Genomic DNA, 12270 nt, shown 5'->3' on the forward strand with positions numbered 1-12270 from the left:
TATCAATGAACTGTTGCCGGCGGCGGAGTATTCCCGCACAGGTATTGGCTGGCTTCGGATCAGAGCAGGACGGTTCCCCGGATGCAGGTGGCGGAGTCGCCGCCCACCCACGTGTCCCCGCCTTCAGTACTGATGTGGATGCGGCCGGCCCGGCCCAGCACGGTCCCCTGCGAGGCCACATACTTCTCCGGCGCCCGGCCGTTTCCAATCAGCCACTGGGCGGCACCGGCGTTGAATCTGCCCGTGACGGGGTCCTCCGCCATGGAATCACCGGGCAGGAACGTGCGGACCTCAAAGTCGGTGCCGGTGCCGGGAGCGTGGGGCCCGATAACGCCGATTTTCAGGTGTCCCATTGCCGCATAGTCCGGCTCAAGGGCCAGCACGTGATCCGCGGATTCCAGCAGGACGCCGATCCATTCGGGACCATTCACCAGCCAGGACGCGTCCACGATGTCGCCGCCGGACACCCGCAGCGCCGCAACCAGCTGCCGGCGGATGGATTCCTCCACGGGGCCACAACGCGTCAGTGGCGGGGCCGCGAAAGCCAGCCTCCCGCCGTCGCGCTTTACCCGGACCAGCCCCGCGGCGCACTCCTGCACTACATAGCCGCCGGACTTCGGCACGCCCCCGGCTTCCAGCCAGGTATGGGCCGAGCCGAGCGTGGGGTGGCCTGCGAACGGGAACTCCTCACTGCCGGTGAAGATGCGGACCCTGTAATCGGCACGGGGATCCTGCGGAGGCAGGAGGAAGGTGGTTTCAGAAAGGTTGGTCCAGTTGGCGAATTGCTGCATGGTTGCCGCGTCCAGGTCCTGGGCATCAAGAACGACGGCGAGCGGGTTGCCGCGGTAGGCCTGGCCGGCGAAGACATCCACTTGGTGGAAGGGGCGGCTGCGGGGGTTCGGGTTCACCGGAGCAGGCTACCACCGGCCTGCGCCAGGACCGGGCCGGCCAAGGGAACGGTGATGATTACTGCGCAGGAAACCAGATTGATCCACCTGTAGGTTGCAAGGATGGCGATGAATTCCCGTAGGAAGGCACTGGGGATGAAGTAGCCCGCGGTCCTGGCTCCGGTGACATGCGCCCTCAGCCCCGCGCGCCGGGTGAACATGGCCGCACGAAATACGTGGTAGCTGCTGGTGACGACCGTGACGGGTGCATCCGGCCGCTCCATCAGATCACGCGAGAAGTCCAGGTTCTCCATGGTTGTGGTTGCCCGGTCCTCCACGATGATCCGGTCGGCAGGAACACCCTTCCGCTGCAGGTAGCGGGCCATCGCCGTTCCTTCCGGGAGGAGTTCGTCCCTCCCCTGCCCGCCGCTTGGAATCAGTGCTTTGATGGAACCGCCATGCTTCCCGCGGTACAGGCGGACGGCGGCGTCCAGCCTGGAAGCCAGCAGGGGCGGGACAGATTCACCGTTCAGGCCGGAACCCAGAATCACCACGTACTCAGGGTGTCGGCGCGGCGGAAGATTCGAGTAGATCAGGGAATAGACCAGGTAGCTGACGAACACGAATCCCACATAACCGGCCACCAGGGCCACCACGGAAGTGACCGCGCCCAAACCCGGTGCAACCGACTTCAGGGCGGCCAGCAAGAGGGGCGCGGCCACCACAGCGAGTCCTGTCAGCAGGGACAGCAGGTTTCCCGGGCTGCGGCCCTCGCGGCGCAGCATGATGATCCCGTTGAGGACCAGGAAAAGTGCCAGTAGCGGCCCGGACACGATGAGCAGGACGGCCAAGGCCAAAGTCATGACGGCCGGAACGGAGTTGTTGCCGGAGGCCAGGAGCAACCCAAGCCACCCGAAGATCACACCCGAGACCAGGAAGACGCCGTTCCGCAGCCGCCTGCGGTCCGTCACAAAACTGATGGCCGCAGCCGCCAGGAGGATGCTGCTGACGGCAAGGAACGGCAACGCTTGACGACCTTACTGGGAAATGGCGGATGGGGCCCGCACCGAACATCCGGGGCGGCATCCCAGCAAGCTTATGGTGCCGGCAGCCGGCAGAGGGAAAAGCCGGCGGTGATATGGGACGCAAAAGGCCCCCGCCGGAGTTCCAGCGGGGGCCTTTCAGCTGCGGTTGGAGACTACTTGCCTGCAACCACGTCGAGTTCGATCACAGCGGCAACGTCAGCGTGGAGGCGGACGTTGGCCTGGTAGGAACCGACCGACTTGATGTGGGCGGGCAGTTCCACCTTGCGCTTGTCGATCTTGCCAAGGCCAGCGGCCTCAACAGCGTCGGCGACGTCGCCCTGCTTGACGGTGCCGAACAGGCGGCCGGACTCGCCGGCCTTGACGATCAGCTTGACCGGCTTGGCGGACAGTGCAGCGGCCTGCTTCTGAGCATCTTCCAGGGAAGCGTGCTCGCGGGCGGCGCGGGCAGCCTTGATGGACTCAACCTGCTTCTCGCCACCCTTCGACCAGGTCAGGGCGAAGTTGCGGGGCAGCAGGTAGTTACGTGCGTAACCGTCCTTGACCTCGACTACATCGCCAGCAGCACCGAGACCGGTGACTTCGTGGGTCAGAATGAGCTTTGCCATGTTAGTTAATCCCTTCCTTAGCCGCGGCCAGCGCCGGAGTAAGGCAGCAGAGCAACTTCGCGGGCGTTCTTGATTGCCTGGGCGATCTTGCGCTGTTCCTGCACCGTAACGCCAGTGACGCGACGGGCGCGGATCTTTCCGCGGTCGGAGATGAACTTGCGCAGCAATGCTACGTCCTTGTAGTCGATGACAGTGATGTCAGCGGCCTTCAAGGGGTTGGACTTTGGTTTGGGCTTACGGAGTTCAGCCTTAGCCATCGTGGAGCTCCTATTCTAGGGAGCCCGTGGATATTGATCCACGGGATGGTGGTGGTCCGACGGCGGCAGTGCCATGGGTGCGTTACGGCACCCGGGCAGCCCCGGAGTCGGGCCGTTATTTGGGGTTTAGAAGGGAGGTTCGGAATCGGGGCCGTTGCCCCAGCCGCCTGCGTTGGACACACCGGGCGTGGCCCAGGGATCGTCCTGTGCAGCCTGCTGGTTGCCGCCGCCCCAGCCTCCACCGGAGTTGCCGCCCTGGTTTCCACCAGAGTTGCCGCCTCCGAAGCCACCGCCGCTGTTGCCGCCACCGAAGCCGCCGCCACCCTGTCCGCCGGAGCGCTGGGTGCGGTTGACCTTGGCATTGGCATAGCGCAGGCTGGGGCCGATTTCGTCGACCTCAAGCTCGATAACGGTGCGCTTTTCGCCTTCTTTTGTTTCGTAGGAGCGGCTCTTCAGGCGGCCGGTAACAATCACGCGCATGCCCTTGGTCAGGGATTCGGCGACGTTCTCGGCTGCTTCACGCCATACAGCGGCGCGGAGGAACAGGGTCTCCCCGTCCTTCCACTCGTTGGACTGGCGATCAAAGGTGCGGGGGGTGGAAGCGATGGTGAAGTTCGCTACTGCCGAACCGGACGGTGTGAACCGCAATTCCGGGTCATTGGTGAGATTACCGATGACCGTAATGGTGGTCTCGCCTGCCATCTACTGCCTCCTTGTTCGATCCTGGGTGAAGAGTGCGTTTCCTGCGGGGTAAAGAATGAAGACCGGTGCTGAATTACTCAGCAATAACCTTCTGCTCTTCGGGGCGGGTGATCTTGGTGCGCATGATGGTCTCGTTAAGAGACAGCTGGCGGTCAAGTTCCTTGGCGGTCTCCGGCTTGGCGGTGAAGTTCACCACGGCGTAGATACCTTCGGACTTCTTCTTGATCTCGTAAGCCAGACGGCGACGGCCCCAGATGTCAACCTTTTCGATGGTTCCACCATCGTTGGTGATGACGTTCAGGAACTTCTGAAGCGACGGCTCAACGGTACGCTCTTCGACCTCGGGGTCGATGATTACCATCAATTCGTAAGGACGCATATGTGAACCCACCTCCTTTGGGCTAAGCGGTTACGGCATTTCCGTAACAGGAGGTTCATTTGCGATTCCGTGCAATGCCCCGCCGCCGGAACGGAGGCAGGACGCAGCACAGACTTCAATATCCTAGTGCATTTGGACCCGATAGGCGATTCGCGCTTGTCCCAAGGCTAGGCCCATGATGTACCGCGGGCAGCCCCGACTGACGCTATGTGGAAAACAATGCCGCGACCGCTGCGCATTACAACGTCCCGCGCCGTGGCCGGCCGGCGCCGCGCCCACCCAGTGAGGTCCGTTACCTAATTGTGATTCTTGCGTCCCTTTCGTGTACGGTCATCCGGGGGCCGCCCCCAGCCGGCCCCAGTCCCGAAGGTCGTCCAACTCTGCCGCCTCCGTGACTAGACCCGGACTCCAGGCAGAGGCGGGGGACCCAAGCGTCCCGGGCACGGCCCCGCGCCTGCCCTTGGGGTGAAGCCGCGATTCGCGGCCGAATGGCCTCATTCGAACCCGACAGCTAACTCCGCAGGCGATGAGAGGTGACTTCCCCATGCCCGCACTCCGCAATGATCGCGCCAAACCGTCCCACCGTTATCAAAATGAGACTGGACCTGCCGGAACCTCTCCGGACTCAAGGTCCACCACGCCCGGCCTGCCCCGGCGGCGCTGGCCCCTCGCCGCGGGGCTTGCCGCAGCCCTCCTCGGAGCCGGCTCCCTGGGCCTCGGCCTGACCCACAACGATGGCGCCGCCGACATGGCGCGGGTGGCCAGTGCCGCCGACGCCGGCAGCGACGCACCCACCCAGACTCCAGAGGCTGTTCCTTCCTCCGTGGCGCCTGCCCCGGCACCGGTACCGGCAGCTGACGCCGCTCCCGCTGCAGCCCCTTCCCCGGAACAGGCTCCGCCCGCGCCCGCAGCTGCACCGGTTCCCGCCGCGCCGGCTCCCTCCTCCGAATCCCCCATCGCAGTGGCGCCGGCCGCGGCGCAGCTTGCCAGCAGCGGGGCCCCTGCGCCCGCCGGCGTTCCGGGCAACTGGACCATGACCTTCGCCGACGAGTTCAACGGGGCCGGACTGGACACCGCGAAGTGGTCCGGATGTTGGTTCTCCCCCGGCTGCGGGACCATGAATAAGGTTTCCACCAGCCCGGCGAACGTCTCGGTGGCCAACGGAAACCTGGCCCTGGGCCTCGCCTCCGCCACCTCCGGGGGATTGGTATCGACCAACCCGAAGGGCGGGGCAGGCACGGGCTTCCAGTTCACCACCGGCTATGTGGAGGCCCGCATCAAGTTCCCCGGCAACGCCAACGGCCTCTTCAACTGGCCCGCGTTCTGGACCACGGGACAGTCCTGGCCGACCACCGGCGAGAATGACATTGCGGAGGTCCTGCAAGCGAAGATGACCGTTAATTACCACTCCGGTTCCGGCTCCCAGAACCAGGGCGGCGTGGGCGGCAACTGGGCCAACGAGTACCACACCTTCGGCCTGCACAGGATGGCGAATTCCTCCGACGTCTACTTTGACGGCGTCAAGGTCAAGTCCTACCCCACCAACGACGGAAACGCTCCGCAGTACATCGTGCTGAACGTCGGCGCCTCCTCCACGAACCCGGCCTACGGCCCACAGTCCCAGATGATGGTGGACTACGTGCGCGCCTGGCAGTAGCCGGCCACGCACCACCTGATGGAAGGGCGACGGCGGGACCTCCCGCCGTCGCCCTTCCAGCTTCACCTCAAGGTTGCCCAAAGGTCACCCTCCGCCGGCAGTGTGATCCAGTACACTCTTGCAATGAGGCTCCTGTACGTGACGGAAAGCGTGCCCAACCGGGATCCGGAACTGGGCGATGGAAGCTCGATGATTCCGTACGAAGTGATCCTGCACCTCCCTCCTGACGTTGCCGTCACGCTGCTGACTTTTTCGGGCCCCGTCCCGGTTCCGGCGGAGATCAGGAACCGCTGCGAAACCGTGTACGAACTGGCGCCGCGGGAGGAAATTTCGGCCTTTGTCCGTTCCCTGGGCGGCCTCGCCGGGCTGGGGAAACACCGCCGTTCAACCCCGTCTGCCCGCGCCGCAGCCGCCCGGTTGTCCGCAGACAGGGACGCCACCCTCATCCACGGCCCGCACGCCCTGTTCCTGTCCCATCACGTCACCGGGCCTCTGGTGCTGCAGACAGTTGACCCCTGGTCCATCCGGGCCGGCATGGACACGGCCATCGCGCGCACCTTCCGGCCGGCCTATCGGCTGCGCGAGCAGCTGGCCGCCCGGGCTGAGCTGCAGCTGCCGCCCAGGGCCCGGCTCCTCACCGTCGGGGCCCAGGATTCTGCGGCCTGGTCCGCCAAGCTGGGCAGGTCCGTCCGAAGCATCCCCAACGGAACAGCAATGGCTGCCGGTCCCCGCCGGGAGCGGGATATCCCCGTTGTCTGCTTTGCGGGCAGCCTGAACTACGCCCCGAACGTGGACAGCGCCACCGTGCTGGTCAGCAGGATCGCGCCGCTGGTGTGGCGGGAAGTCCCCAACGCCCGCTTCGTCATCGCGGGGCGGCGGCCCACCCCGGCGGTGCAGGCGCTGGCCGGACCCCAGGTGGACGTCCTGGCGAACGTGCCTTCCATCCTGGACGTCTTCCAGGGGGCCGACGTTGCAGTCTTCCCGGACGAGCACGGCGTGGGCATCCGGAACTCCGTCCTGGAAGCCCTTGCCGCGGGGCTGCCCGTGGTTGCCACACCGGTGGCTGCGAGGGAACTGCCTGCGCACCCGCTGCTGACCGTTCAGGACAGCCAGGAGGCACTCGTGCGCAAGGTGGTGGAACACCTCACCGCCCCCGCGCCACTGCAAGGGCGTCCCGCCAGCATGACGGCGGAAGGGTCTGCAGGCGCTGTCCGCACCTGGGACACCGTGACGGACGAGTACCTGGCGGAAGTCCATGCGGCCATGGCTGCTCCATCCCCTGCCGGGGAGCTTTCCCGAACGAACAGGCACCCATGACCTACGCGCCGGGGGAATTGGAGCGCAAGGGAGTCCGGGGAGCCCTGTGGCAGGGGCTGGCCTTCGCCTCTGGCAGGGTGATCGTGCTGGTAACCACGGTGGTGCTGGCACGGCTCCTCTCACCTGAGGAATACGGCCTCGTAGCCCTGGCGCTGGTGCTGATGGCCTACGCCGAAACCATCGCCGACGCCGGTGTGGGGCAGGCGCTGGTCTACCTGCCCAAAACCCCCGTCATCGCCCGATCAGCACTGCTGCTTTCCGTTGCCCTGGGCGCGGTGCTGGCCCTGGCGGCGGTGCTTGCCGCGGACACAGTGGAGGACCTCCTGGGGCTGGACGGTGTGGCTCCGCTGGTGCAGGTCCTTGGGGTTTCCGTGCTGGCCACGGCCTGCGGTGCCGTCCCGGAGGCCATCATGCGGCGGGACCTGAAGTTCAGGCAGCTCACGGCGGCGCCGGTGCTGCGCGCCGCAACCATGGGGACGGTGACCCTTTACCTGGCCTTCACCGGCCACGGCGCCTGGTCGCTCGCCGTCGGAACGGCTGCCGGGTCCGTGGCCTATGCCGCCACCTGCTGGTTCCTTGTCCGCCATGAAGCGCCCTGGCAGATCTGGCGTGTCAGCAGGAGCGCCCTTGGGGAGAACATCCGCTTCGGCGCCCCCGTCGCCGGCAGCACCATGCTGGCCAGGGCCATCTTCGACGTCGACTACCTGGTCATTGGCATCGTGCTGGGCGCGCATGCGCTGGGTCTCTACACCCTCGCCTTCCGGCTGCCGGAGGCCCTGATCCTGAACGTCTTCTTCGTGCTCTCCACCGTCCTGTTCCCCCTCTACACGCAGGTCCGCGGCGACCGGCAGCGGCTGCGGGACGGATACCTGAAAAGTGTCACCGTCCAGGCCCTTTACGGCATCACGGCAGGCGTGGGACTGGCCGTGGTGGCGCCCGTCCTGGTGCCAGTCCTTTTCGGCCAGCAATGGGAGGAATCGGTCACGCCGCTGGTATTCCTGGCCCTGTATGCGGCGGCACGCTCCCTGGGCGCCGGGGCAAATGACGTTTACAAGGCGATGGGGCGGCCCGGTCTTTCCATCTGGATCTCCGTGGTCCGCCTGGTGGTCCTCCTTCCCGCCCTGATCTTCGCCACCCAGTGGGGAATTGTGGGGGTCGCGTGTGCCCAGATGGTGGTGGCCGTGGTCTTCGCGTTTGGCATGCAGGCGGTGGCCGCCAAGGTCATGGGAACAAGGATGCGCCGGATGATGCGCGCCGCGGCACCGGGCCTGGTGTGCGGTGCCGCGGTGGCCCTGGTGGGCCTGGTCAACTTTGCCAGGCACGCCCTGGGACCCGTGCCCACGTTGGCTGTCATGGTGGTTGCCGGGGTGGGCGCGGTGTACGCGGTGCTGCGGTTCGGCTACCGCGACCTGCACGACGAGATACTGCGGCTTTTCAAGCGCCACCACGAGGGCTGACGGGCGGCCGGAAGCAGGGCTTCCCAAGGGTCAACGCCGGAATTGCGGACCAGTCCGCCCGGGCCCGGCCCACCGGCCCGGCCCCGTCCCCGGGACTCGGCCTTTTAGGCGGCTTCCACAGCATGGCGCCACAACCAGAAGTCCCTGTCCGCCTGGAGGGCGGCCCGGACTTTTCCGTTGCCCTGCGCCGGGTCGGCCTCCGCTTCCTGCGCCAGCCGGTCGGCGAGCGTGGCGGTGGAGCGCGCCCACGTGGCGACCACCAGCAGCGGGAGGAGCGAGTGGTCAACCCCCCGCATGCCAAGGTGGCGGGAGAGCGGGTCCAGCGCCCAGCCGCCCTGGCCGAAGGCCTTGTCGAAGGCCGCGATCTGGGCCTCCCTGACGAAGGCATGTTCGCTGGACTCGCTCAGGTACTGGAGGTAGAAGACCAGATCGTGCCCGGGAACGCCGTCCATGAGCGAGCGCTCCCAGTCCATGACCTGCAGCGCGCCGCCGGACTTAACAAGCAGGTTGGGATGGCTCAGGTCGCCATGCTCGATGACCGCGGGCAGCTGCGCCTGGCGCAGCGGGGCAAGGAGTTCGTGCGTCCGTTCCACCAGTTCGTTTGTGCCCGCGTCAGGCCCGGCCAGTCCCTCCAGGGCCGCCAACGGCGCGGCCACGGCGCGCTGGTACCAGTCCACATTGCCGGCGGCAGGCTGGGTGCAGGGAAGGGCTCCAACAAATGCGGTCCCGGTGGCGACGGCGGCGGGCAGATCCGCTGCCACCGTCCGGGGATCCAGTGGCATGCCGGTCAACGCGGTTTCAACGAGGACCGTGTAGGGCCCCACGTCCCGCATGCCCACCAGGAGTGGCACACCGGCGCCTGGGCTGCCGACGGCGGCTGAAAGTTGGGCGAGCATGGCGGCCTCGCGGCGGACGCCGCTGTTGTCCCCAGGCTGGCGGGGCACCTTCACCACCAGGGCGGGATCACTTCGCCGGGACGGAAACACCAGGGCCACCACGTGCCGGGACGTTGCGAAGCGCGGGGTCAGCAGCAGCGTTTCCCAGCGCTTCCCCAGGCCGTACTGGTCAAGGGAGAACTCCTCGAAGTGGTCCTGCAGGAACTGATCTATGAAGCTCATTGCCCCGGGCTCCTTTCCGGCAGCCGCCCCGTGATGGTGCCTTCGGGAACCAGGAGGTCGAAGACGCGCAGTGCCAGGGCCACGTGCACCGCAGCCGCCTTGAGGACCCCGAAGCGCACATCCTTGCGCAGGGCCAGGGTGTCCCGGATGGACACGCCGGACTGCACCGGAACCAACCGGGCGGTCCGCTCCCGGTTGGGGGCATTCCAGTACAAGGCAACGTCCTGGTACCCCCGGCGCTCCAGCATCCGCTTCCAGCCCCTTAACGTCCGCGGGCCCGAATGCTGCAGCAGGGAGCGGCTGGCCTCCACGCAGATCCAGCCTCCCGGCTCCAATGCCAGTCCTGCGCTTTCGATCTGGCCCGGGCCGGGCGAGGCCAGCAGCACCACGTCGCATGCCCTGCCGCCCGGCCGCGTTGCCGGCTCTGTTGCCGGCTCCGCCAGCCGCATGGCCTGGGGGTCCAGCAGCCGCAGCGCCGACTCTGTTTCCGGGCTTATCCTTCCGGCGAAACCCAGGGTGCGTGGCTGCAGGACGGGAAGAAGGAACCGCCAGTCCAGAAGCCGCCAGAGGTGGAGCGACAGGGCTTCGCCTGCGCCGGCTTCCGGGGCGGCGTCACTACCGGAAGAGAGGCCGACGGCGGGGGCCGGGTGCGTGGCGCGGCCGGCGGTGGTTGCCCTCCCGGCCGCTGGTGTGCACGTATCCCAGATGATGCCGGTAGCCACACGCTGCACAGCCTCCACGGGCTGGGCCGCATCCACTACCCGGCTCCCGGGAAGCCGGCCGGCCAGCTGGAGGTAGTCGTTCCGCCACGTTTCCAGGAGCTCCGGGCTGTGTTCACCTTTCCGCTCAAACATCACTGCGCCGGGAACATCCAGCACCAGGAGAACATCCGGGGCAGGGATCACGGCCAGTGCCAGCCTGTTGCTCATCCATGCCAGCGGGCCACCGCCGGAGCCGGCAAGCAGCGCGTCATAGGCCACGCGGTCCATCAGCACCACCTTGCCCAAGCGGCGGTAAAACCTGGCCACAACTCCACCGCGCACCAGCCGGTACACCTTCTTGGCGGTACGGCCGCCGGGAATCCGGTTGAGCACCGCATCAAAGGGCCCTGCCCCCCACAGGCCCATGTACACGTACTTGGTGGGCAACGGTACGTCAGCGTGAAGTCCGTTCAGCAGCGTGGTCTTGCCCGCTCCGTCCGGAGCCATGACTCCCAATAAGGGAGTATGCCCCCGGAACCGGGCACCGGAGCGCCGCAGCGTCCGGTTGACTGCTTCAATGAGCATGGGGCCCGCACCGCCGCTCCAGGACGCCCTCAGCCGGGCAGCCATGGCGGGCGCATCCTCGAACCGTCCAGCGAGGACCAGGTTCAACATGTCAGTTGCCAGCCCCGCACCCACCCTGCGCCGGACCGACTCTGCGATCCTGCCGCCGTCGGCCGCTACCTTGGCAGCCGTCCGCGCAGGCTCCTGCCGCGCCGCCGCGATTCCGCCCTTGTCCATGAACAGGTGCAGCAGCAGCAGCCAGGCCTGGTCTGCAACGTCCGGCATCCAGTAGGAGCCGTGGCGGATCCTGCGCCGCAGGCAGCGGGCCGCCCAGGAGGTGCGCCATTGCTGGTAGGGGCCAAAGGCCAGCTCGGAGACAACGTCCAGCTTGATCCAGGCTCCCTCCTCCGCTGAGTAGCAGAAGTAGAACCTGTGGCTGCCGTGGCCCCATGCCAGAACCCGGCAGAATCCCGCTGCTGCCATCAATCCATCGAGGCGGGGAAGGATGTCCTTGTCCACAAGGATGTCCACGTCCCCGGCGGGCAGGGCAAGATCGTCCTCTCCGCGGAGCAGGAGCCAGGGCGACCCGGCCCCGTCAAGGATGCCGAATACTGAGGCCACCCGGGGGTGGAGCTGCTGCTTCCCGGGGATCACCGGCTCCGGCAGGGCGCCGAGGTGCCCCAGCTCTTCGGGAACAGGAAGGTCACTGGCGATATCCATGGTGCAATCCCCCAAATCTTTCTAAAGCGCGGTTGCGGCACTTGGTTCGTTCACGGCGTGTAGGCATATTGCGCCACCCAATCAACCTGCAGGTGCCCGGCGGCGTCAGCGGCGGGAAAGGTTCCTGTGGCGTCATCGGCGGTTTCCGCCTGGAGCGTCCAGCGCATAGGCGTGTTGGGCACGCCTTTGGGTTTGGTTGTCTGGTCCACCAGACCGTCATCAAGGAACCACCGGACCATCCCGGGGCTCCATTCGATGGTGGCAACATGCCACTGGCCCGGGCCGGAAGCCGAGTACTTCCTGTCAGCAGGATCAAACTCCATGCCGCTCGACGTGCGGGTCCCTTTGATGGCCGAGTTCCCGTAGAGCGATCCGTCCAGGGCCCCTTCCGGCCAGTCGATCTCCCCTTCATTCCAGTCATCGCTGGCAGGCCAGAGGAGGAACGCGATCTTGTAACCGGGGATGGAGTCGTACCGGAACCTCACCGAGTATCTTCCGTACGTCTGGCCCGTGTAGCCGAAGGGAATGACGCTGGCCACCCGGGGCCTGCTGTTCGAGTAGTGGAGGTGGAAATCGAGGTAGCCGTCATGGACCGAAAGGACATCGTCCGGTGTGTACGTGCCAAAGCCGGATGAGTCGGAAAACCCGGAATATCCACGCATGTCCGGCCCGTATACCTGGCCCACAGTCCCTAGGGGGGCGGGGACGTCGAAGTCCTGGATCATGGTCTGCCGCCAGGACGGCAGGTCCCCTTTCGGGGCGCCGGTAACCTTCGATGAATCGCCGTGGAGGGCCAGGAGGGCCGCCCCGACGATGGACAGCGACGTTACGGTGACGAGCGACAACTGGTACACCCGTCC

General features: G+C 66.6%; 12 protein-coding genes and 1 riboswitch. Of the genes, 3 read left to right on the plus strand and 9 right to left on the minus strand.

All coding sequences use genetic code 11. The annotated features are described in order from the left end of the window. Nucleotides 1-59: 59 nt before the first annotated feature. The 6 genes from ACTAQI_RS16370 to rpsF form a co-directional block, all read right to left on the minus strand. Entirely contained in the window at nt 60-908 is an 849-nt protein-coding gene (locus ACTAQI_RS16370; RefSeq protein WP_457947252.1) for a PhzF family phenazine biosynthesis protein, read from the minus strand. Next, on the minus strand, nt 905-1912 hold the full coding sequence (locus ACTAQI_RS16375) for a YdcF family protein (RefSeq protein WP_457947253.1): 1008 nt from the start codon (nt 1910-1912) through the stop codon (nt 905-907). The genes ACTAQI_RS16370 and ACTAQI_RS16375 overlap by 4 nt, the downstream gene beginning before the upstream one ends. Before the next feature lie 173 nt (nt 1913-2085). After that, nucleotides 2086-2538: a 50S ribosomal protein L9 gene (gene rplI, locus ACTAQI_RS16380; protein ID WP_457947255.1), complete on the minus strand. Its 453-nt coding sequence runs from the start codon at nt 2536-2538 to the stop codon at nt 2086-2088. Between the two features lie 17 nt (nt 2539-2555). Next, nucleotides 2556-2795, minus strand: coding sequence for a 30S ribosomal protein S18 (rpsR, locus tag ACTAQI_RS16385; protein WP_003800144.1), 240 nt, complete (start codon nt 2793-2795; stop codon nt 2556-2558). 126 nt (nt 2796-2921) lie between these two features. Beyond that, on the minus strand, nt 2922-3497 hold the full coding sequence (locus ACTAQI_RS16390) for a single-stranded DNA-binding protein (protein WP_141158852.1): 576 nt from the start codon (nt 3495-3497) through the stop codon (nt 2922-2924). 73 nt (nt 3498-3570) lie between these two features. Further along, entirely contained in the window at nt 3571-3876 is a 306-nt protein-coding gene (gene rpsF, locus ACTAQI_RS16395; protein ID WP_457947261.1) for a 30S ribosomal protein S6, read from the minus strand. A gap of 389 nt (nt 3877-4265) precedes the next feature. Then, nucleotides 4266-4416, plus strand: a riboswitch (cyclic di-AMP (ydaO/yuaA leader). 4 nt (nt 4417-4420) lie between these two features. Here rpsF and ACTAQI_RS16400 point away from each other — a divergent pair. The 3 genes from ACTAQI_RS16400 to ACTAQI_RS16410 all read left to right on the plus strand — a co-directional run bounded on the left by ACTAQI_RS16400 (nt 4421) and on the right by ACTAQI_RS16410 (nt 8307). Continuing rightward, nucleotides 4421-5533, plus strand: coding sequence for a glycoside hydrolase family 16 protein (locus ACTAQI_RS16400; RefSeq protein ID WP_457947263.1), 1113 nt, complete (start codon nt 4421-4423; stop codon nt 5531-5533). A 123-nt stretch (nt 5534-5656) separates the two neighbouring features. Further along, nucleotides 5657-6850, plus strand: coding sequence for a glycosyltransferase (locus ACTAQI_RS16405; RefSeq protein WP_457947265.1), 1194 nt, complete (start codon nt 5657-5659; stop codon nt 6848-6850). Then, nucleotides 6847-8307, plus strand: a complete 1461-nt coding sequence (locus ACTAQI_RS16410; protein ID WP_457947266.1) for an oligosaccharide flippase family protein — start codon at nt 6847-6849, stop codon at nt 8305-8307. The genes ACTAQI_RS16405 and ACTAQI_RS16410 overlap by 4 nt, the downstream gene beginning before the upstream one ends. Nucleotides 8308-8411: 104 nt before the next feature. On the opposite strand, the gene ACTAQI_RS16415 is transcribed toward ACTAQI_RS16410, so the two are convergent. The 3 genes from ACTAQI_RS16415 to ACTAQI_RS16425 are packed head-to-tail and all read right to left on the minus strand — an operon-like array spanning nt 8412 to nt 12264. Further along, on the minus strand, nt 8412-9425 hold the full coding sequence (locus tag ACTAQI_RS16415; protein WP_457947267.1) for an aminoglycoside phosphotransferase family protein: 1014 nt from the start codon (nt 9423-9425) through the stop codon (nt 8412-8414). Further along, nucleotides 9422-11410 (minus strand): dTMP kinase, encoded by a 1989-nt coding sequence (locus tag ACTAQI_RS16420; RefSeq protein ID WP_457947268.1) that lies wholly within the window; start codon nt 11408-11410, stop codon nt 9422-9424. Before ACTAQI_RS16420 ends, ACTAQI_RS16415 begins: the two co-directional genes overlap by 4 nt. 50 nt (nt 11411-11460) lie before the next feature. Beyond that, on the minus strand, nt 11461-12264 hold the full coding sequence (locus tag ACTAQI_RS16425) for a glycoside hydrolase family 16 protein (RefSeq protein ID WP_457947269.1): 804 nt from the start codon (nt 12262-12264) through the stop codon (nt 11461-11463). Nucleotides 12265-12270: the final 6 nt, after the last annotated feature.

This window comes from Pseudarthrobacter sp. alpha12b (genome assembly GCF_054130495.1).